The following is a 20857-nucleotide window of genomic DNA, read 5'->3' as shown; positions in this document are numbered from 1 at the left end:
AACACAGACTCCCGCCCCCTTCGAGAGGACCACCATGGCCGCGACCCCCCGCCGCGCCACCCCCGCTCCCCGCGGCCTCGCGGACCTGCCGTACGCCCACCGGCTCGGCGTGTTCGCGCAGGAGTTGGAGCGCGACGGCGACCACGAGTCCGTGCACTTCGACGGCGGTGACTTCGTCGACCTGGACGGCGGCGGCACCGTCTTCCTCGAGTGCGCCTTCTCCGCGGTCGCCTTCGAGGGCGGGCGCTACCGCCGGGCCCGCTTCACCGACGTCTGGGCGCACCAGACCCGCTGGGTGGGGGCCGACCTGGCCGAGACCCAGTGGACCGACTGCGAGGCGGGTGCGGGGCTGTTCGCCGGGGTCGAGCTGCACGGCTCGCGGCTGCGGCGCGTGGTGTTCCACCAGTGCAAGTTCGACTCCGTGAACCTGCGCGCCGCCGGGCTCCGCGACGTCACCTTCGCGGACTGTCTGCTGCGGGACGTCGACTTCGCCGGGGCACGCCTCGCGGAGGTCGCCTTCCCCGGCAGCACGCTGGAGCGCGTGCGCTTCGACAACGTCACCGTGGACCGGGCCGACCTGAGCGGGGCCGCGGCCCTGGGCATCGCTTCCGGGCTCGACTCCTTGCGCGGGGCGACGATCAGCGGACTGCAACTGGTGGAGCTGGCACCCGCGTTGGCGAGGACGCTCGGCCTCGACGTGGCGGACGGCTGAGTCCGGCCGCACGGGCTCTCGGGTGCGTGATCGTGCCGAGGGCCGCTGGGAAGTCGTGCCCGCGCGCAACTTCACACTTCTACTACCGGCGCGTAATTTAGCGTGAACGCGTCAATACCGTGATCCGGGTCACAGTCGATCGTTAGCCGGTCATCGCACCTGCTCCCGTCCGCGAGGAGATCGCCTGATGCTGCCCTGGAGACGAGCGCTGCGCGCGCTCACCGCCGCCCTGCTGATCACGGGCGCCGCCACGCTCACCCCCACCGCCACGGCCGCCGCGTCCCCCGCTTCCGCCGCCGCCTCCGCCCCGACGCGCGGCTGGAACGACTACGACTGCCGCCCGTCCGCCGCCCATCCCCGTCCGGTCGTCCTCGTCCACGGCACCTTCGCGAACTCCGTGGACAACTGGCTCGTCCTCGCGCCCTATCTGGTGGGCCGCGGCTACTGCGTCTTCTCGCTCGACTACGGCCAGCTGCCGCTCGTGCCCCTCGTCCACGGCCTCGGCCCCGTCGAGAAGTCCGCCGAGCAACTCGACGTCTACGTCGACGAGGTCCTTGAGGCGACCGGGGCCGAGGAGGTCGACCTCGTCGGGCACTCGCAGGGCGGCATGATGCCCCGTCACTATCTGAAGTTCCTCGGCGGCGCCGCGAAGGTCAACGCGCTCGTCGGCCTCGCACCCGACAACCACGGCACGACCCTGCTCGGTCTGACCAAGCTCCTGCCGTACTTCCCGGGCGTCGAGGCCCTGCTCACCACGGCCACACCGGGCCTGGCCGACCAGATCGCCGGTTCGAAGTTCCTGACCCGGCTGAACGCGGGCGGTGACACCGTGCCCGGCGTGCGCTACACCGTCATCGCCACGCGGTACGACGAGGTCGTCACCCCGTACCGCTCGCAGTTCCTCGACGGGCCGAACGTACGCAACGTCCTGCTGCAGGACCTGTGCCCCGTGGACCTCTCCGAGCACGTGGCCATCGGGGTCCTGGACCGGGTCGCCCACCACGAGGTGGCCAACGCGCTCGACCCGGCCCACGCGACCCCGACGACCTGTCTGTCCTAGGGGCTGTCCGATGGGTCGGCGTGGAGCAAGGAGCGGCGTCTGGTGCGTGCGATCGCAAGGCGCCGGGATGTCCTCGGGTGGGGTCTCCCCTGCTCGAACGCAGCTGAGAGCTCGGGGAAGGAGCTACTAGGGCATTTCGGCAACGCGGCGAGCGTGCGTGCCAGGCGTCGCGACGCCGCGCCGACCCATCGGACAGACCCTAGGCCCTAGCGGTTCGTGGCGGCCCGCCGCCGTGCCGCCACGAACAGCGCGCCCGCGCCGAGCGCGATCGCCGCGGCCCCGCCCACGGCGTAGGACGCGCCGGAGCCGTCGCCGCCGGTCTCGGCGAGGCTCTCGCCGGTGGCCGCCACCGGCTTCGCCGCTCCGCCCATGGCCGAGGGCCCCTTCGTCCCGCCGCCCCCGAGGTCGCCGTGGCCGTGGTGCTCCACGGTGGACTTCCGGGCACCGGCGGCTATGTCCTTCTCCGACGGCGCGGCAGCGGCCGGGGCGACAGCGGCCTTGCCCCCGGCCGTGCCCGCGCCCGCGCTCTTGCCCGCGCCGAAGACCACGTCCGAGCAGGTGTAGAACGCCTCGGGGGAATCGGACCGCTGCCAGATCGAGTAGACGAGGTGCCGCCCCGACCTGGCGGGGACGGTGCCGCTGAACACGTAGGAGCCGTTCTCCAGCTTCGGGTCCGTGACCTTCGCGAAGGGCCGCCGCTCCAGGTCCGACCACGTCAGCGGCTTGGCCGGGTCGTACGAGGCCTTGGTGACGTACAGCTCGAAGGAGCCCCGGTGCGGGGCCGTGGCCCGGTAGCGGAAGGTGTGCTTCCCGGCGCTGAGCTTCGCGGCGGGCCAGTCGGTGCGGGGCAGGTCGAGCCCCTTGTACTTGGCGTTGCCCGCGCTGCACAGCTTGCCGTCGGGGATGATCTCCTTCGACCTGCCCGCGGCGTTGGCGATGTTGACCTCGTTCCAGTCGTACAGGGGCTGGGTGCCGCCCGCCCGGACGAGCGCCTTGCAGGCCGCCGACTTCGGCGCCTCGGGCCCCTCCTGGAAACACGCGGCCACCCGGCTCACCGGATCCGTCATCGACCCGTGCGCGGCGGCGGGCACGGCGGTGAGCGCGGACAGGGCCAGCGGTGCGACACCTGCCGCGGCGATCGCGGCGACCTTGCGGGCAGCAGTCATGGGGGATCTCCTAGCCGACGTACGGGGTGGGGGGAGCGGGGCGAAAACCCCGCGGCGATCAGCAAGTTAGCCCCCGCCCGGCCCGAATTCCCCTGCTGAAAGGGGCCGCGGGCGATCCTTATGCTCCCGTTAAGGGCCCCCTCAGCCTCGCCTCAGGTCACCCACCGGTACCGCCGCTCCGGACGCCCCGCGCCGCCGTACCTCAGCGTCACCTCCGCGCGGCCCGTCACCGCGAAGAACTCCAGATAGCGGCGGGCGCTGACGCGCGAGAGGCGGCCCGCCTGTGCGCACTCGGACGCGGACAGGCCCCGGGGGTGGGCGCGCAGGGTGTGCTCGACCAGGTCCGCGGTGTGCGGGGCCAGGCCCTTGGGGAGTTCGCGGGAGCCGGGCGGACGGCCGCCGAAGAGCTGGTCGACGTCCTCCTGGCGGGCCTCGGCGAGGCCGTCGAGCCGGGCCCGCAGGGCCGCCACGTGCCGCAACTGCTCCCGCAGCGCGGCCTGGTTGAACGGTTTGATCAGATAGTGCAGGGCCCCGGCGCGCAGGGCCGCGCGGATCACCCCCGCCTCGCGGGCGGCGGTGATGAACAGGGCGTCCACCGGCACCCGGCCGGGGTCGAGCCCCTCCGCCGCCCGCACCTCACGCAGCACCGCGAGGCCGTCCATGTCGGGCAGGTACACGTCCAGGAGCAGCAGATCGGGCCGCAGCCGCTCCACCGCCCGCAGCGCGTCGGCGCCGCTGTGCGCCACGCCCGCCACCGCGAACCCGTCCACCGCGGCGACGTACCGGCTGTGCAGCTTGGCGACCATGAAGTCGTCGTCGACGACCAGCACCCTCGTCATCGCCCGGCCCCCTCGGCCCCTCGTCGTCGCCGCAGGGTACGAGCGCGACCACAACGACCACAACGTCCGTTGATTCCGGAAGGGAGACAGGTTCCTCACGCGTGGGCAACATGTGGGCCACCTCACACACGTACCCGGCCGGAAGGCGGTGGCACCCGTGCGACTGCGCGCCCCCAGGCGACTCCGCACCCCCCTGGCCCTGTGCGGGGCCGCGCTCCTCGTCCTCGTCGGGCCGCCGCTGCTCACCACGGGCGACGGCGACGACACCGGTACCCGGATCCCCGGCCTGCGCTTCATGGTCCCCAACACCCCCGGCGGCGGCTACGACATCACCGCCCGCACCGCGGCGAAGAACGCCCAGGACGCCGGACTCACCCACGACATCGAGGTGTTCAACCTGCCCGGCGCGGGCGGCACCGTGGGCCTCAGCCGCCTCGTCGGCGAGCACGGCAACGGCCGGCTCGCCATGTCCATGGGCCTCGGCGTCGTCGGGGCCGTCCGCTCCAACGACGCGCCCAAGTCCCTCGCCGACACCACCCCCATCGCCCGGCTCACCGAGGAGCAGGACGTCGTCGTGGTGTCGAAGGACTCCCCGTACGACACCATCGACGACCTCGTCGCGGCCTGGAAGGAGCGGCCCGGGAAGATGCCCGTCGGCGGCGGCTCGGCCCCCGGCGGGCCCGACCACATCGCGCCCATGCTGATGGCCCGCGCCGCCGGGATCCCGCCGAAGGACGTCAACTACGTGCCCTTCGACGGCGGCGGCGAACTGCTCGCGTCCATCCTCGGCGACAAGGTCGCCTTCGGCGTCTCGGGCGTCGGCGAGTACCTGGACCAGATCAGGTCCGGGGAGCTGCGCCTGCTCGCCGTCACCGGGCCGAAGCGCGTCAAGGGCCTCGACGGGCCCACGCTCAAGGAGTCCGGCTACGACGTGGACTTCACCAACTGGCGCGGCATCGTGGCGCCCCCCGGCCTCTCCGACACCGAGCGCGACAAGCTCATCGGGCTCGTCCGCGAGCTGCACGGCTCCAAGGAGTGGCGCGCGTCTCTCAAGAAGAACGGGTGGGACGACGCGTTCCTCGCCGGCGACGCGTTCGGCGACTTCCTCGACGCCCAGGACCGGCGCGTCGTCTCCGTCCTGAAGGAACTCGGCCTGTGACCCCCACCGAACCCGCGCCCGCGGCCCGCGACCGCCGCGCCTGGCTGCGCGACCACTCCGAACTCGGCGTCTGCGTCATGCTGCTCGCCCTCGGCGTCGTCGTCCTCACCGACGCCCTCACCATGGACGTCGCCATCGCCCAGCGCGGGCCCATCGGCCCGCGCACCGTGCCGATCGCCGTCGGCGCCGGTCTGCTCCTCATCTCCGTCCTGCTCGCCGTCGACGTCCTGCGCGGCGGTTCAGGGGTGCCGCGCGCAGCGCGTCCAGCCGGGGTGGCGGTCGGGCGGCGGGCGGGCGAGGCCGAGGGCGGCGAGGACGTCGACCTGTCCGAACCCGCCGACTGGCGCACCGTGCTGCTGCTCGCCGGGGTCTTCCTCGCCACCGCCGCCCTCATCGAACCGGTGGGCTTCCCCGTCGCCGGAGCCCTGCTCTTCTGGGGCGCCGCCCACGCGCTCGGCAGCCGCGCGCTCCACCGCGACCCGCTCATCGCGGCCGGGCTCTCCCTGGTCACCTACGCCGTCTTCGACAACCTGCTCGGCGTGCCGCTGCCCGGCGGCCCCCTGATGGGAGTGCTGTGACATGAACTCCTTCACCTCCCTCATGGACGGCTTCGGCACCGCGCTCACCCCGATCAACCTGCTCTGGGCCGCGGTCGGCGTGCTCCTCGGCACGGCGATCGGCGTCCTGCCCGGCATCGGCCCCGCGATGGCCGTGGCCCTGCTGCTCCCGGTGACGTACGGACTCGAACCCACGGGCGCCTTCATCATGTTCGCGGGCATCTACTACGGCGCGATGTTCGGCGGCTCCACCACGTCGATCCTCCTCAACACGCCGGGCGAGAGCGCCGCCGTCGTCGCCGCCATGGAGGGCAACCCGATGGCCAAGTCCGGCCGGGGCGCGCAGGCGCTCGCGGCCGCCGCCATCGGCCACTTCGCGGGCGGCATGATCGGCACGATCCTGCTCGTCGCGCTCGCGCCGAAGGTCGCGGACCTCGCCGTCGACATCGGCGCGCCCGACTACTTCGCCATCATGGTGCTCGCCTTCATCGCCGTGACGTCGGTCCTCGGCTCCTCCCGCATCCGCGGCCTCGCCTCCCTCCTGATCGGTCTGACCCTCGGCCTGGTCGGCCTCGACCAGATGACCGGACAGCAGCGCCTGACCTTCGGCTCGCTCCAACTCGCCGACGGCATCGACGTGGTGATCGTCGCCGTGGGCCTGTTCGCCATCGGCGAGGCCCTCTGGGTCGCCGCGCACCTTCGGCGCATCAGCGGCCGGGCCATCCCCGTCGGCCGCCCCTGGCTCGGCAAGCAGGACGTCAAGCGCACCTGGAAGTCCTGGCTGCGCGGCCCGCTCATCGGCTTCCCGTTCGGCGCGATCCCCGCGGGCGGCGCCGAGATCCCCACCTTCCTCTCCTACGTCACCGAGAAACGCCTCTCCCGGCACAAGGACGAGTGGGGCAAGGGCGCCATCGAGGGCGTCGCGGGCCCCGAGTCCGCCTCCTCGGCCTCCGCGGCGGGCACCCTCGTGTCCATGCTGACCCTCGGCCTGCCCACGACCGCCGTCGCCGCCGTGATGCTCGCCGCCTTCCAGAGTTACGGGATCCAGCCCGGACCCCTGCTGTTCGAGCGCGAGTCGGAGCTGGTGTGGGGCCTGATCGCGTCCCTGTTCGTCGGCATGGTGCTGCTCCTCGCCCTGAACCTGCCGCTGGCCCCCGTGTGGGCGAAGCTGCTGCGCATCCCGCGCCCGTATCTGTACGCAGGGATTCTCTTCTTCGCGGCGGTCGGCGCGTATGCCGTCGGCGGCGAGGCGCTCGACCTGGTCATCCTGCTCGTCATCGGCCTGATCGGCTTCGGCATGCGCCGCTACGGCCTGCCGGTCCTGCCGGCCGTCATCGGCGTCATCCTCGGCCCGAACGCCGAGCAACAGCTGCGCCGCGCCCTGCAGATCAGCGACGGCAGCGTCCGGGGCCTGGTCGACACGCCCTTCTCGATCAGCGTCTACGCGGTCATCGCGCTGCTCCTGCTCTGGCCCCTGCTGCGGAAACCGGCGCGCGCCCTGCTGAACTCCCGCCGTACGGTGAGGCAATGACCGACAAGATCACCCCGCCCGGCGCGCAGGCCGCCGTCCGCCCCGCCACCGCCGCCGACGTGCCCGCCGTGCGGGCGATCACGCACGCGGCGTACCACCACTACATCGAGCGCATCGGCCGCGTGCCCGCCCCCATGGAGTCGGACCACGCCCAGAACGTGGCGGCGGGGCGGGTGCACGTCGCCGAGACCCCGGAGGGCACCGTCGTCGGCCTGGTGGTCGTCTACGCGTACGACGACCATCTGTACCTGGACAACATCGCCGTCCACCCCGACGCCAAGGGCACGGGCCTGGGCCGGCGCCTCCTGGAGTTCGTCGAGGAGCACGCGCGCGGCCTGGGCCTGCCCGAGATACGGCTCTACACCAACGCGATGATGTGGGAGAACCAGAAGCTCTACCCACGCTTCGGCTACGAGTTCGTGGAACGGCGGGTCGAGGGCGTCTACGACCGCTTCCACTACCGCAAGGCCCTTGCTGTGGACGTCCCTTGAGGGGCGGTGCCGTCAGGCCCCGCGCCCCGCGAAGGGGCCGTCGGGGGCGAAGGCCAGCCCGGCGAAGCGTTCGCCGATGTGGCAGTGCGTGGCGGCGTCCGGGTGGAGGTTGTCCGGGAGGGGGAGGCGGGCGGCGTCGGCCTCGCCGTAGAGGGCGCGGCCGTCGAGGTAGTGCAGGTTCGGGTCCTCGGCGGCCCGCTGCCGCACGATGCGGGACAGCTCCTCGCGGATGACGGTGAGCGTCAGCTTCCCGGCGGCGCGCTCCGCGGGGTCGCCCGCGGCCACGAACCGGAGCTTGCCTTCGCCGATGCCGCTGAAGTCCGGCGCGCTGGGGCCGGGCGTGTCCTCGTGGACGGGGCACAGGAGGGGCGAGACGACGAGCAGCGGCACGCTCGGGTGGCCCTCGCGGATCGTGTCGAGGAAGCCGTGCACGGCGGGCCCGAAGGCGCGAAGGCGCATCAGGTCGGCGTTGACCACATTGATGCCCAGCTTGACGCTGATCAGGTCGGCGGGGGTGTCCCGCAGGGCGCGGGCGGTGAACGGGTCGAGCAGCGCGCTGCCGCTCAGGCCCAGGTTGATCAGCTCCACGCCGCCGAGCGCCGCGGCGAGCGCGGGCCAGATGGTGGTGGGGCTCGCGGCGTCGGAGCCGTGGCTGATCGAACTGCCGTGGTGCAGCCACACCTTGCGGCCGCGCTCGGGCAGCGGCGCGACCGGGGCGTCGGCGCGCAGCGCGACGAGCTCGGTGGTCTCGTTGTGCGGCAGCCAGATCTCGATGTCCTTGTCGCGGTCCGGCAGCCCCGCAAAGCGCAGGGTGCCGGCCGGGCCCGGCCGTGTCTCGGCGGACCCGGTGGCCATGTCGATGGTCAGGGTGTTGCCCTCGGCCAGGCTCTCCCCGGCGACGAGGTCGCCGTCGACGAGCAGGTCGTAGACGCCGTCGGGCCGGGGCGGCGCGCCCACGTAGATCCGCTTGGTGGGCAGCGCGTCCAGCTCCACGACCGTGGCCCGGCTGCGGAAGGCGACGCGTACGCCGGAGGGCTGGGACTCCGCCATGGCGAGCTGGCCGTCGGCGCACTGGGCGCGGGCCCGCGCGGGCAGCCGGTGCGGCAGCAGCCCGTGCGCGGTGCGCTCCAGGTCGAGGGCGCCGCGCAGCAGGTCAGCGGTGAGGGGGACGGTGGTCAAGGGGTGCTCGGTACGCATGTCTCAGCCTGTTGGGGTGGGGTGGGGAAGTAGTGTCCGGGCAGGCCGGGGCGAAGGCCTCAGGGCGTGGGCCAGTTCCGCAGCAGGGCGTCGAGGGAGTCCAGGATCCGGGCCCAGCTCTCCTGCGGATCCGGCTCGCTGTGGCTGAACGCGCCCGCCGTCTCCAGGCTGACGTAGCCGTGGAAGACGCTGCCGAGCAGCCGGACCGCGTGCGTCTGGTCCGGCTCCGCCAGGTCGTAGCCGCGCAGGATCGCCCGCATCATCGCCGCGTGCCGGACGCCCGCGCTCGCGGCCGCCGTCTCGGGGTCGAGCCGCAGCCGGGCCGCGGCGTAGCGCCCGGGGTGCTCCGTGGCGTAGTCGCGGTAGACGTGCGCGAAGGCGGTCAGCGCGTCCTTGCCGGAGCGTCCGGCCAGTGCGTCGGCGGCCCGGTCGGCGAGTTCTCCCAGGGCCAGCAGGGCGATCCTCGTCCTGAGGTCCTGGGAGTTCTTCACGTGCGAGTACAGGCTCGCGACCTTGACGTCGAACCGCCGGGCCAGCGCCGAGACGGTCACCTGGTCGAAGCCGACCTCGTCGGCCAGCTCCGCGCCCGCCCGGGTCAGGCGTTCCGGGGTCAGTCCCACGCGTGCCATATCGGTCCTCTCCTTCGACAGAACCGATTATGCAGTTACCTAAAGGGTTTAGGCAAGCAGGATTACTCCTTAGGCTGGGTCGAGAGGGCCTCGGGCGACCTCGGGAGGAGGCCCCGCTCGGCGAGGCGCTCCAGGTCGGACAGGGCCCGCACGGCCGCGGCGGCCGCGGCCGGATCGGCCTCCGTGATGCCGCTCGCCGCGAACTCGTCCTCGTCCAGGCGCAGCACCGCACTGCGGTCCGCCGCGCACCACAGGTCGAGGTCCAGGTCCTCGACGGTGAGGACGCCGCCGCTGCGGACGGCGGGCCGGGTCACGTCGCAGTACCAGCCCTTGAGCGCGCCGTCCGCGGCGTACACCTCCTTGACGGCGTACCAGCGGTCGCGCCAGTAGTGCTCCACGAACGTGTCGCCCGGCTCGAAGCGGACGAAGCCGAAGTCCCGTACGCCCGCGCCCGCCCAGGGCGCGCGGACCGTGACGCGGGTCCCGTCGTCCGAGAGCAGCCGGGCCGGATAGCGGATCTTCGTGCGCCCCGCCTTGCGCAGCTCGACCTCGACGTCGGTCGAGGGCTTGACGTCAGTCGACAGAACGGACATGACGGACCTCCGTGTCGTGGATTTCGTATCCGAACCACTGATTGATCGCGACCATCGGGCCGTTCTCGCTGTCGTTGCCCGTGAACGCCTCCGCGAAGCCCGCCGCCCGGGCCCGGTGCAGCGAGGCGTTCTTCGCGAGCTTGGCCAGGCCCCGGCCCCGGTGGGCGCGGGCCGTGCCGGTCATGCCGGACGCGTACCGGGACGCGTCGTCGGTGTGCGCCAGGGTGAACGCGGCGGGCTCCCCGTCCACCACCGCCACCGTGGTCAGCTCGTGGTTCAGGAGCGGGTGGTGCCAGGTCTCGGTGAGCCAGTGTGCGTAGTCCGTGAACTCCGCGGTCACATCGCTCGGTTCGTCCGCCGCGGTCTCCGCGTCCAGGGCGAACAGGGGGCGCGGGTCGTCCCGGAAGTCGGCCGCCGAGCGCAGTTCGACGCCCGGGGGCGGGTCGGCGAGCGGCGGCAGCTCGCCCCGCGCCAGGTCGAGGCGGAGGAAGTGCGCGGTACGGCTCGCGCGGTAGCCGCGCCGGGCCGCGAACGCCCGGTTGCGCGGCGTGTCCAGGACCCACGAGTACAGCGCCGTCGCGCCCGCGCCCGCCAGGTGCTCCTCCGCCGTGCGCACGAGCAGCGAGCCCGCGCCCAGGCCGCACCGCCCCGGGTGCACATAGACGTTCAGGAAGCCCTGGCCCGGCTCCGGGCTGTCGTGCGCGATGCCCACCTGGGCCGTGCCGACGACCTCGCCGTCCGCCTCCGCGACCAGCGCGCGGTAGCGGGCGTCGGGATGGGCGTGCGCGCAGGAGTACGCCACGGACGCGGCGGTGGCCAGCAGGGCGGGCACCGCGGCGCGCCGCACCGCCGCGTAGGCGGCGGTGTCCCGCGGGTCGGAGGTGCGCAGGTCGCGCACCCGGATCTCAGTCATGGCCCGGACGGTACGCGCGGGGCGGGCCCGGGTGCCTCCGAATTTCCGCGCGTGCGGGACAATCGGCGGGTGGCTCTGAAGATCGTCATCAAGGAAGGCGCGGGTGCCGCGCCGCCGTTCGAACAGGTGCGGACGCAGATCGCCGAGCAGGCGCGCGGCGGGGTGCTGCCCGTCGGCTACAAGCTGCCGACGGTACGCGGGCTGGCCGAGGAGCTCGGGCTCGCGGCGAACACCGTGGCCAAGGCGTACCGGGCCCTTGAGGCGGACGGGGTGATCGAGACGCGGGGGCGGCACGGGACGTTCGTCGCGGCGGCGCGTGAGGCCGGGGCCCGGGCCGCCGCGGGGGCCGCGCAGGCGTACGCCGAGCAGGTGCGCCGCCTCGGCCTCACGCAGGACGAGGCGTTGGCGGCGGTGCGCGATGCGCTGCGCGCGGTGTACGACTCCACGCCCTGACCCCGGTGCGACGGTTGCTCGGTGGCTATAGGTACAGTCCCGCGTCGTCGTTGTCCCGGGTGGCCGGGATGGTCGGCGGCGTCGTGCCGCGGCGCAGGGCGTACAGCTCGGCCAGGGTCGCGCCCTCGCGGGAGACGCCCTCGGGGGTGCCGAGCCAGCTCACCGACTCGGCGCGGGTGAGCGCCCCCACCTCGATCCGGGCCAGGCACCGCCCGGGCCGCACCACCGCGGGGTGCAGCCGCTCCAGGTCCTCGTTGGTGGTGACCCCCACCAGCACGTTGCGGCCCTGGCCGAGCAGGCCGTCCGTCAGGTTGAGCAGGCGCGAGAGGGCCTGGCCCGCCGTGTGCTTGGCCTCGCCGCGGATCAGTTCGTCGCAGTCCTCCAGGAGCAGCAGCCGCCAGCGGCCCTTCGCCGTGCCCTCGTCCTCGCCGATGGCGATGTCCATCAGATAGCCGACGTCCGTGAACAGGCGCTCCGGATCCAGGACGCAGTCCACCTGGCACCAGTCGCGCCAGGAGCGCGCGAGCGTGCGCAGCGCGGACGTCTTGCCCGTGCCGGGCGGACCGTGCAGCAGGAGGAGCCGCCCGGAGATGTCCTCCGGCGTGGTCTTCATCAGCTTGTCCATGGCGTCGGCCACCGGCGCGGTGTAGTTCTGCCGCACCTCCGACCACGTGCCGGCGGAGATCTGCCGCGTCGTGCGGTACGGGCCGCGCCGCGGCGAGACGTACCAGAACCCCATGGTCACGTTCTCCGGCTGGGGCTCCGGGTCGTCCTGCGCGCCGTCCGTGGCCTGTTTCAGGACGTCCTCGGCGAGCTCCGCGGTGGTCGCCGTGACCGTGACGTCCGCGCCCCGGTTCCAGCGCGAGACGAGCAGCGTCCAGCCCTCGCCCTCGGCGAGCGTCGCGCTGCGGTCGTCGTCGCGGGCGGCCCGCAGCACGCGGGCGTCCGGCGGCAGCAGCGTCGAGCCCGCCTTGACCCGGTCGATGTTCGCGCTGTGCGAGTACGGCTGCTCGCCCATCGCGAAGCGGCCGAGGAACAGCGCGTCGACGACGTCCGACGGGGAGTCGCTGTCGTCGACGTTGAGCCGGATCGGCAGGGCGTCCTGAGGGTTCGCAGACATGCCGCCATGATCCGCCACGAATGAGCCCGTGTGCACCCTGGTTTCGGTACTCCGCCCGAACGCCACGCGTAAGTCCCGGACACTCGTACGGAACGCGCCCGACCGGGAATCGTCGCCGTTACGCTGGCCCTCGATGCGACGGCATGGGTGGAACTCGGATGCGCGGAAGTGGCGTCTCGCCGCTCTGCTCGGCGTTGGTGCGGCCGCTCTGGCCCTGGTCCTGACCGTGCTCACGCTGCCCGACGAGCGCGGCGGCAGCACCGCGGGCACCACCAAGGACGGCGACAAGGTGCACGGCACGCCCATGGACCCGCCGCCCCGGGGGGAGGCCCAGGTCGGCTGGGGCTTCACCCACACCCAGCACAGCGCCGACCAGGGCGAGGACGCCGCCGTCGCGCGCGCCGAGAAGCTGCTCAAGGGCCAGCCGCGCCCGCTGCCGCAGGTCCAGCACATCATGGGCTGGGGCTCGGGCAACCCCGAACCGGTGAAGGGGCGCTACGACTTCGGCGCCATGGACCGCCGCGTCGACTTCATCCGCGCCACCGGCGGCACGCCCGTCGTCACCCTGTGCTGCGCCCCCGACTGGATGAAGGGCGGCACGCCCGGCGCCGACCACACGAACTGGAGCAAGAGCTCCCTGGAGACCGCCCCCGAGCCCGAGCACTTCGACGACTTCGCCCGGCTCGCCGCCACCGTCGCCAAGCGCTATCCGGACGTACGGCACTTCATCGTCTGGAACGAACTCAAGGGCTTCTGGAACAGCACCGAGCACCGCTGGGACTACGAGGGCTACACCGAGCTGTACAACCGCGTCCACGCGGCGCTGAAGGCCGTGAACAAGGACATCATGGTCGGCGGCCCGTACGTGGTGATGAACAGCGTCGACCCGCGCCAGACCGACGGCGTCTCCAAGGACCTGAAGGGCCCCTGGGGCGCCATGGACCAGCGCTCGCTCGACGCCTTCGACTACTGGAACAAGCACAAGGCGGGCGCCGACTTCGTCGTCGTCGACGGCGCCAGCTACACGGTCGACGACGAGCTGCTCCCCGACGAGTTCAAGGCCACCGAGAAGCTCACCGACGTCAGCCACTGGCTGCGCGAGCGCTCCGGCGACCTGCCCCTGTGGTGGGCCGAGTACTACGTGGAACCCGGCGACGGCGAGGACGAGCGCGACGGCTGGTCCGAGGCGCACCGCGTGGCCGTGCACGCCGCCGGCCTCATGGCCCTGGCCCGCGGCGGCACCACCAGCGGCTTCTACTGGAACCCGCAGAAGCGCGGCGACTGCGCGGGCTGCCTGTGGAGCTCGACGCAGCTCGCCGACGGCGGCCGCGGGAAGCCGATACTGGACCTGCTCGGGAAGTTCGCCGCGGCCTTCCCGCCCGGTACCCGGTACGAGAAGGTCACCGTCGCCGACGACGACGTGCCCAACGTCCGCGTCCTCGCCGACGACGCCACCGTCCTCGTGGTGAACACGCTCGACCGGCCCATCAGCGCGGAGGTCGACGGCAAGCGGTTCGACCTCGCCGGGTACGGGGTGAAGTGGCTCAAGCGCTGAGCCGCTCCACACCCGCCCGCGCGCGGGGCCCACGGGCCCCCGGGGCTACGCCATCGTCAGGAACCGCTGGATCAGCGACGCCAGGAACACCGCGAGCAGCGGCAGCGAGAACCAGAAGCTGCTCTGCAGCCAGCGCTGCTGCGCCACGCCCGGCGCCACCGCGACGCGCACCACCTCGCGCGCCGCGAGCAACAGCACCAGCGCCACCACCGCGAGGCCGCCGACCACCGACCACGGCGTCCACGTCACCTTGGGGCCGACCGCGCCCGGATCCGCCTTCGGCACCGCACCCCTCGGCTGCTCGCGCAGCGTGTACAGCGTCGCGTCGGCGTTGCTGAGGACCTTCTTCAGGTCCGCGCGCCCGTCCAGGTTCCGCACGAGCCGGGTGTCCCAGTGCTCCGGATAGCCCGAGTCCATCTGGAGGTACACCGTCTGGCCGCGGTTGACCATCAGATAGGAGTTGGGCCCCGCGTCCTTGAGCGCCTTCACCAGGCCCGACACCAGGCGCGGGTCGGCCGGCGCGAGCGTGGGCAGGTACTCGACCTTCTCCGGGTCCTGCTTGCCCCAGGGGATCGCGGGCGTCACGTTGGTGACGGTGTCGTTGCTCATCCACAGCAGCCGCACGGTCGGGTCGTCGTGCGCGTACACGTACTCCATCGCGGCGACCTCGCCCGTGCGGACCCGCTCGAAGGGCTCGTTGCCCCAGCGGGCCACCAGGAAGCCGCCCACCAGGACGAGCCCCGCGAGCAGCGCGGCGTACGGCGCGAGGCTCACCCGGTCGCGGTCCCGCTCCTTGGCGGTGGCCCCGGTGCGCGGGAACAGCGCGAGCCCGCCGAGCAGGGCCACGCCCGGCAGCGCGAACATGAAGACGCGCAGCGCCATCTCGCCGCCGTAGCTCTGCATGCCGAAGCCCAGGAACGGCACGAAGGCCAGGACGACGAGGGACACCTCGCGGTACTTCAGCCGGCGCCTGCGCAGCCAGCCCCAGCAGGCGAGCGCGAGCACGCTCCCGGCCAGCGCCACGCGTGTGTACAGGACCAGCTTGTGCGTGGGGTCGCCGCCCTCGATGCGGCCGGAGACGGACGACGACACGTTGCCGCCGACCCCGCCCACGCCGCCGAACAGCTCGTCGAAGTGCCCCGACCAGTACGGCTCCGCGAGGAAGCCCAGCCAGAGCACCACCAGGACGCCGAAGAGCAGCGGCAGGCCCCGCAGCTCGCAGCGGCGCACGAGCACGAGGACCGTGACCACGCCGAGCATCACGAACGGCGTCAGCTGGTGCGCGGGCACCGTGGCCGCGAACAGGCCCATGAGGACCAGGAGCAGCACCGCCTGCTGCCGCCGGTTCGCCGGCTCCACCTCGGCCTCGCCGGGCCGCCGCTTCGACCAGAGCACGCGCGGCGCCCGGAACCACACCAGGAGGATCGCCACGAAGGCGATGTACAGCAGATACGTGAAGCCCTGCGGGGAGAAGTAGTCCTGGCCCACCCAGCCGCTCAGGACGAAGAGCCACAGGCCCGTCCACTTGGCCCGCCAGCTCGCCCGCATGTGCCGGGTGAGCAGGTACATCGGCGGCAGGTACAGGAGCTGGATGGCCAACGGCCACCAGCGGATGAGCTCGGTCAGGTCCGAGACGCCGCACGCCTCGGCGAGGAACGAGGCGCCCGCGAAGAACCCGGGCCAGCTCCAGCGCGCGTCCAGGTCGGGCGCCGCCGTGCCGGTCCGGTCGATGAACTCCATGAAGCCCAGGTGCTGCCAGGCCGTCGCGAACCGCGGCTCGGTCTCGATGACGGCGGGCAGCGCGTGCAGCGACACGACGGTGGCCACGAGCGTCACCGCGAGCAGCCAGGTGCGGGGCCGGTCCAGGCGCAGCAGCGAGGCGAACACGACCACGAGGAGCACTGCGCCGACCAGCGTGGGCACCGGCAGTACGGAGATGAGGCCGAGCCCGCCCATCGCGTCGAGGTCGGCATCGCCGAGCCCGAGCGCGGGCACCCAGTACAGGCCGAGGGCCAGTGCCAGGAGCAGCGCGAGGACCAGCGGGGTGCGGTCCGGGGCCGGGGCCGGCCGCGGCGGGGGAGCGGGCGTGGCGGACGCCGGTGAACCGGCGGGCGGCGCGGGCGACTTCGCCGCGGCGGACCCGGACGCGCCCCGGGTGGCCGGGGCGCCCGTGACGGGTGTCGGTGTCTTCATGCCCGGTGAACCGGGCGAGGCGGGCGCCGGTGACGGCACGGCTGCCGCACCCGTGGCGGAACCGGGCGCGCGGCCCGGGGCCGGGCGCTCCACCGGTGTCCCGTGCGACGGCGTGCCGCCGAACGGCCGCCCCACGGCCCACGCGGGCCGGTGCCCGTCCATGCCGCCCCCGTCCCCCGAGCCCGGGCGCGGCCGCGTCCCGAACACCGGCGTCGCCGGGCCGGGCCGCACGTCCGGCCTGCGCTCCTGGTGGTCCAGGTCGGCCCGGTGGATCGCCAGTTGCAGGGTGTCCGAGTCGAGGGAGTCACGCAATGCCCAGGCCGGGCCGAGGCGGTGCCCGGGGGCCTTCCTGAGGGCGCCGCCCCGGGCGCGGGCCACCGGTGACGGCGGGACGTCCGGGGTGCCGAGGTCCGCGAGGTCGCCGTCCGGCGCGGCCTCCGGGGCCGTGCGGTGCGTGATCGCGTACAGCTTGGGCGCGGCGATCGCCACGATCACCGCGAGGCTGGAGATCTCCGCGACGCCCGCGCCCGTCAGGCCCATCCGCGGCAGCAGGACCAGCGTCAGACCGAGGACGAGCGCGCACAGCAGGCCCTGCAGCCAGGCGAGGCCGGAGGTGCGGCTCTGTGCCCTGAGGACGGCGAAGTACGTCTCCATGACGACCCGCAGCGCGGACCCGACGGCGAACCAGCGCAGCAGCGGCGTCGCCGCCTCCGAGTAGCCCTGCCCGAACACGTGCAGGATGTAGGGCGCGCCCAGGAAGATGACCGCGCACACCGGCAGCATGATCCGCAGCATGCGGCGCAGCGCCGCCCGGGTGTTCGCGGCGAGCCGCGCCGGGTCGTGGGCCCCCTCGACGGTCAGCGAGGCACCCATGTTGATCGCAAGGAGGTTGGTGGTGCCCGCGATCGTGGTGGTGATGTAGAAGTACGCGTTGTCCTCGGAGCTGACCTGTGAGGCGACGATCACCGGGACCAGGTACACCACGGCGAGCGAGAACAGCGAGCCCGTGTAGTCACCGGCCAGGAAGCGGCCGATCTCGCGCAGCGAGGGCGGCTTCGCCTTGCCCTCGGTGGCCCGCACGTGGCGCGGCACGAGGCGGCGGAACACCAGCCAGCCGAGCGGCACCACCGACAGGGCGATGGCGGCCACCCACGAGACGAACACCCCGGCCGTGGGGACGGCCGCGGCGAAGACGATCAGCAGGCCGAGCTTGACCACGGAGAACACGGTGTTGCCCACCGGTACCCACACCGCGCTGCGCAGGCCGGTGAGCACGCCGTCCTGGAGGGTGAGCAGACACCAGGCCACGACCGCCGCGACGAAGCCCACCCCGGCGAGCGGGCCGTGCAGGAAGCGGTACGAGGGCCCCCACAGGTCGAGCGTGCTCAGGAAGATCAGCGCGGCGAAGCCGACGACGATCGAACTTCCCGCGTACGTACGGAAGATGAGCTTCCCGGTGGCGCGGCCCGCCACCGGGATGAAGCGCGCGAGGGCGCCCGTGAGCGTCACGGCGGTGACGCCCGCGAGGAGCTTCATCGCCGCGATGGCCGCCGAGCCCTGGCCGACCGCCGACTCCGAGTAGTACCGGGCGGCGGCCAGCCAGAAGCCCAGGCCGAGGACGCCGGAGATACCGGTGTTCAGCATCAGCGCGTACGCGTTGCGGAACAGCGGGCTGCCCCCGCCCGCACCTGGCAGACGCACCCTCCGGGACCTTCTCTCCTTTCCGCCGGACGACGGTGTGCCGCCGGTACTGCTGGTGGTCCCAGTGACCTCTGCCTGTGCGGTGGTCGTGTCAGACACGGGAGCGAGCTGCCTTCCGGCGGGCTTGTTGGCAACGGCGGACTATCGCATAACCCTTGGTGAGGGCCCGGTCCCTGGCGAAGGTCCGGGTGACCGAACGGCCCTCGGCGAGCCGCTCGAACTCCTCCAGGCCCGTACTGCGCCGCACCGTCACGCGGCGCAGTGCGTACGGGCCCTGACATCGGCGCGCCAGGGTGTTCCCCACGGCGAGCGACTGGCAGAAGCCGGCACCGCGCACCGCGCGCCGCACCCGGCGGCTGGAGTAGCCGTACGGGTAGGCGAACGACACGGGCGGGGTGCCGAGTTCACCGGCCAGGATCTCCTTGCAGCGGATCACCTCGAACCACAGGGCGTCGTCCGAGAGCTGGTCGAGCTGCGGGTGGGTGTGGCTGTGGCCGCCGATCTCCACGCCGGAGTCGGCGAGGTCGCGCACCTGGTCCCAGGTGAGCATGGTGTCGAGGCCACCGCCGGTGTTGTACGTGCCGCGCAGCCAGCCCGTCGCGATGAACAGCGTCGAGCCGAACCCCTGCTTGGTCAGGACCGGCAGGGCGTGCTGGTGCACGCCCTCGTAGCCGTCGTCGAAGGTGATGACGACGGGCCGGGTGGGCAGCGGCCGGCCCGGGTGGCGCCAGAGCCGGGCCAGCTGCGCGGTGGTGAGCGGGGTGCAGCCGAGCGCGCGGAGCACTTCCATCTGCTCCGCGAACGCCTCCGGCGACACGGACAGCTCGTGCGTCGCGTCGTTCGGCAGCTGCGCGACCGAGTGGTACATGAATATGGGGATCCCTCTTCGGGTCATCCGGTCGCTCCCTCCACGCGTCTCTCCTCGGGGCCCTCCGTCACGTCCACGACGGCGAACTCCGTCCCCGCCCTGCGTGCGCGAACGCTCCCGACGACGTACCCACCGGCCGCCGCCAGCACGCCTGTCACGATGGCGCCCGCGCGGCCCGCGCCGCCGGGGCGGCCGAGGACCGCGTCCCGCAGCCCGCGCCCGACCCCCGCGGGCAGCACCCGCGTGGTGTAGCGGCGCTCGGACTCCAGGCCCTTGTCCGCGCCCACGCTGCGGGCCACCAGGGCCTTGGAGAGCCCCTCGGCGTAGGCGCGGGAGCGGAAGTAGCCGAACCGCTCGCGGGCCGCGGGCACCCGGTGGTGGATGACCGCGCGGTCGTCGATGAGCAGCACGGCGTCGGGCCGGGCCCGGGTGAGCCGGATGCACAGCTCCGTCTCCTCGCCGCCCAGCGGGCGCTTGTCGCCGTCGCGGCCGATGCCGCTGGCGAAGCCCCCGGCGAACTCGAAGGCGGTGCGCCGGAACGAGGCGTTGCCGCCGAGCACGTTGCGCACCCGCACCCGGCCGGTCGGGTGGCCCCGGTACATGCATCCGACGACCCAGTCGAACTCCTCGGGGAACCAAGCCGGGCGGCGCCGTGAGGCCCACACCGGCCGGGTGGCGCCGCCGACGGCGAACACCCGCGGGTCGTCGTACGCCTCGGCGAAGCGCAGCAGCCAGTCGCGCTCGGCGACCGCGTCGTCGTCGAGGAAGGCGATGACCTCGCCGCGGGACGCGGCGATGCCGGTGTTGCGGCCCGCGGACAGGCCGCGGGGGCCCGCGTTCGCGAGCACCCGCACGTCCGGCGCCTCCTTGTACTCCTTGGAGAGGCGTTCTCGCAGTGCTGTGTTGTGGTCGACCACGAGCAGGGTCTCGTGGGCCGCGCGGGACTGGGCCCGGACCGAGGCGACCGCCGAGAGGATGTCCTCCCAGCGGTCCTCGGTGTACACGCAGATGACCACCGAGATAGTGATCAAGAAACCTCTCCCTGGCGCGCCGGGACGGCGGCGGTGCGTGTGACCCGCCGTTGGGTGCGCCTGTTGGAGCGCTCGGTGAGGATCACCCTGAGCACCCGCAGACCGTCGCGCACCGCGCTGAGATTGCTCACGCCGTGGATGCGCAGGTACTCGTGGCTCGGGATCTCCTGGACCTTGAGCCCCGCCTTGACGACGCGGATGTTCATCAGCGTCTCGACCTCGAAGCCGGTGCAGTCGAGCTCGATCTTGTCGAGGCAGTGCCGCCAGAAGGCGTTGTAGCCGTAGCACAGGTCCGTGTACCGGGCGCCGAACTTGGCGTTCACGACCGCGCACAGGGCGAAGTTGCCGAGTTTGCGGATGAGCGTCATGTCGTCCGTGCCGCCGCCGTTGGCGAACCGGGAGCCCTTGGCGAAGTCGGCGCCGGAGACGAGCGCGGAGACGTAGGAGACGATCTCGTGGCCGTCGGCGGAGCCGTCCGCGTCGACCATCACGATGATGTCGCCGGTGCACGCCTCGAAGCCGGTGATGAGCGCGTCGCCCTTGCCCTTGCCGAGCTGCCTGACGACCTTCACGTCCGGCCACAGCTCGCGCGCGACGCGGACCGTGTCGTCCGTGGAATTGCCGTCCACGAGCACGACTTCGTGGATCCACTCGGGCAGGGTCTTGAACACATAGGGAAGATTCTCCGCTTCGTTCATCGCGGGAATCACGACGCTCACCGGAGGCGCAATCGCCAGATGCGAGGAGACCGGCCGGTATTGCTGCTGGCTCGGAATGGCGGCCATTCCGCCTTTGGACAGTGACGGCCGTGCCGACTTGGCGGTGGAGCCGTTCTGCGACGGGTCGATTAAAGGATCTTGGCCCGAATTGAACGGGCGCACGACAGAACTCATGAGTCTTTGGTCCCTCTCGTCCGGTGGACCGCCCGCCCCCGGGCGGTCCGGCTGTGGGTCCGGTTCGAAAGAGGGGGTTCTCACGTCCGGCCATGGCGGAGCCCACACCGTGCTGTGAGCTCCGGGACACGCCCGGGTGAGCTGGCATGACTGCGCGGCACGTGACCCGGGCGACTTGTGGTCACCGGGCACGGGC

Annotated in this window: 19 protein-coding genes; 8 read left to right on the top strand and 11 right to left on the bottom strand. The window is 72.8% G+C overall.

Annotated elements, in window-relative coordinates:
* The first annotated feature begins 34 nt into the window (after positions 1-34).
* Both MQV74_RS10140 and MQV74_RS10135 read left to right on the top strand, forming a co-directional pair.
* Positions 35-712 carry a pentapeptide repeat-containing protein gene (locus tag MQV74_RS10140; RefSeq protein WP_242716029.1) on the top strand — a complete coding sequence of 226 codons (678 nt, stop codon included), beginning with the start codon at positions 35-37 and terminating at the stop codon, positions 710-712.
* A gap of 187 nt (positions 713-899) precedes the next feature.
* On the top strand, positions 900-1772 hold the full coding sequence (locus MQV74_RS10135; protein ID WP_242716027.1) for an esterase/lipase family protein: 873 nt from the start codon (positions 900-902) through the stop codon (positions 1770-1772).
* Between the two features lie 206 nt (positions 1773-1978).
* On the opposite strand, the gene MQV74_RS10130 is transcribed toward MQV74_RS10135, so the two are convergent.
* Together MQV74_RS10130 and MQV74_RS10125 are read right to left on the bottom strand one after the other, a co-directional pair.
* Positions 1979-2938: a lytic polysaccharide monooxygenase auxiliary activity family 9 protein gene (locus MQV74_RS10130; protein WP_242716019.1), complete on the bottom strand. Its 960-nt coding sequence runs from the start codon at positions 2936-2938 to the stop codon at positions 1979-1981.
* Between the two features lie 152 nt (positions 2939-3090).
* On the bottom strand, positions 3091-3777 hold the full coding sequence (locus MQV74_RS10125; protein WP_242716011.1) for a response regulator: 687 nt from the start codon (positions 3775-3777) through the stop codon (positions 3091-3093).
* A 163-nt stretch (positions 3778-3940) separates the two neighbouring features.
* Between MQV74_RS10125 and MQV74_RS10120 the strand changes: the two genes are divergently transcribed.
* The 4 genes from MQV74_RS10120 to MQV74_RS10105 are packed head-to-tail and all read left to right on the top strand — an operon-like array spanning position 3941 to position 7515.
* The gene (locus MQV74_RS10120) at positions 3941-4936 is read left to right on the top strand and encodes a Bug family tripartite tricarboxylate transporter substrate binding protein (protein WP_242728574.1); all 996 of its coding nucleotides are present in this window, start codon (positions 3941-3943) and stop codon (positions 4934-4936) included.
* Positions 4933-5514 (top strand): tripartite tricarboxylate transporter TctB family protein, encoded by a 582-nt coding sequence (locus tag MQV74_RS10115; RefSeq protein ID WP_242716009.1) that lies wholly within the window; start codon positions 4933-4935, stop codon positions 5512-5514. Before MQV74_RS10120 ends, MQV74_RS10115 begins: the two co-directional genes overlap by 4 nt.
* A gap of 1 nt (position 5515) precedes the next feature.
* A complete protein-coding gene (locus tag MQV74_RS10110) occupies positions 5516-7024 on the top strand; it encodes a tripartite tricarboxylate transporter permease (RefSeq protein WP_242716007.1) in 1509 nt (502 codons plus the stop codon).
* Positions 7021-7515: a GNAT family N-acetyltransferase gene (locus MQV74_RS10105; RefSeq protein ID WP_242716005.1), complete on the top strand. Its 495-nt coding sequence runs from the start codon at positions 7021-7023 to the stop codon at positions 7513-7515. The genes MQV74_RS10110 and MQV74_RS10105 overlap by 4 nt, the downstream gene beginning before the upstream one ends.
* Positions 7516-7527: 12 nt before the next feature.
* Here the strand turns inward: MQV74_RS10105 and MQV74_RS10100 are convergent, their stop codons facing one another.
* The 4 genes from MQV74_RS10100 to MQV74_RS10085 form a co-directional block, all read right to left on the bottom strand.
* The gene (locus MQV74_RS10100) at positions 7528-8712 is read right to left on the bottom strand and encodes a GDSL-type esterase/lipase family protein (RefSeq protein WP_242716003.1); all 1185 of its coding nucleotides are present in this window, start codon (positions 8710-8712) and stop codon (positions 7528-7530) included.
* Between the two features lie 59 nt (positions 8713-8771).
* Positions 8772-9341: a TetR/AcrR family transcriptional regulator gene (locus MQV74_RS10095; protein ID WP_242716001.1), complete on the bottom strand. Its 570-nt coding sequence runs from the start codon at positions 9339-9341 to the stop codon at positions 8772-8774.
* Positions 9342-9403: 62 nt separating this feature from the next.
* Positions 9404-9934 (bottom strand): DUF402 domain-containing protein, encoded by a 531-nt coding sequence (locus tag MQV74_RS10090; protein WP_242715999.1) that lies wholly within the window; start codon positions 9932-9934, stop codon positions 9404-9406.
* Positions 9915-10847: a GNAT family N-acetyltransferase gene (locus tag MQV74_RS10085; protein ID WP_242715996.1), complete on the bottom strand. Its 933-nt coding sequence runs from the start codon at positions 10845-10847 to the stop codon at positions 9915-9917. Before MQV74_RS10085 ends, MQV74_RS10090 begins: the two co-directional genes overlap by 20 nt.
* A 69-nt stretch (positions 10848-10916) precedes the next feature.
* Here MQV74_RS10085 and MQV74_RS10080 point away from each other — a divergent pair, with 69 nt between their 5' ends.
* Positions 10917-11300, top strand: coding sequence for a GntR family transcriptional regulator (locus tag MQV74_RS10080; protein WP_242715994.1), 384 nt, complete (start codon positions 10917-10919; stop codon positions 11298-11300).
* A gap of 25 nt (positions 11301-11325) precedes the next feature.
* Here MQV74_RS10080 and MQV74_RS10075 read toward each other — a convergent pair whose 3' ends face one another.
* Entirely contained in the window at positions 11326-12420 is a 1095-nt protein-coding gene (locus tag MQV74_RS10075; RefSeq protein ID WP_242715986.1) for a DUF5925 domain-containing protein, read from the bottom strand.
* 133 nt (positions 12421-12553) lie between these two features.
* Between MQV74_RS10075 and MQV74_RS10070 the strand changes: the two genes are divergently transcribed.
* Positions 12554-13975, top strand: a complete 1422-nt coding sequence (locus tag MQV74_RS10070) for a GH39 family glycosyl hydrolase (RefSeq protein ID WP_242715984.1) — start codon at positions 12554-12556, stop codon at positions 13973-13975.
* A gap of 45 nt (positions 13976-14020) precedes the next feature.
* Here the strand turns inward: MQV74_RS10070 and MQV74_RS10065 are convergent, their stop codons facing one another.
* From MQV74_RS10065 to MQV74_RS10050, 4 genes are read right to left on the bottom strand one after another with little or no spacing between them, the layout of a single operon-like run.
* Positions 14021-17968 carry a lipopolysaccharide biosynthesis protein gene (locus tag MQV74_RS10065; protein WP_242715982.1) on the bottom strand — a complete coding sequence of 1316 codons (3948 nt, stop codon included), beginning with the start codon at positions 17966-17968 and terminating at the stop codon, positions 14021-14023.
* Complete coding sequence (locus tag MQV74_RS10060; RefSeq protein ID WP_242715980.1) at positions 17961-18764, bottom strand: polysaccharide deacetylase family protein; 804 nt, start codon at positions 18762-18764, stop codon at positions 17961-17963. The genes MQV74_RS10065 and MQV74_RS10060 overlap by 8 nt, the downstream gene beginning before the upstream one ends.
* Positions 18761-19768 carry a glycosyltransferase family 2 protein gene (locus tag MQV74_RS10055; RefSeq protein ID WP_242715978.1) on the bottom strand — a complete coding sequence of 336 codons (1008 nt, stop codon included), beginning with the start codon at positions 19766-19768 and terminating at the stop codon, positions 18761-18763. Before MQV74_RS10055 ends, MQV74_RS10060 begins: the two co-directional genes overlap by 4 nt.
* Complete coding sequence (locus tag MQV74_RS10050; RefSeq protein WP_374120603.1) at positions 19765-20661, bottom strand: glycosyltransferase family 2 protein; 897 nt, start codon at positions 20659-20661, stop codon at positions 19765-19767. The genes MQV74_RS10055 and MQV74_RS10050 overlap by 4 nt, the downstream gene beginning before the upstream one ends.
* Between the last annotated feature and the right edge of the window lie 196 nt (positions 20662-20857).

Source organism: Streptomyces sp. AN091965, from assembly GCF_022698285.1.
Taxonomy (GTDB): domain Bacteria; phylum Actinomycetota; class Actinomycetes; order Streptomycetales; family Streptomycetaceae; genus Streptomyces.
Note: the sequence above shows the minus strand (reverse complement) of the source record. Positions and strands in the feature narration are given on the sequence as shown.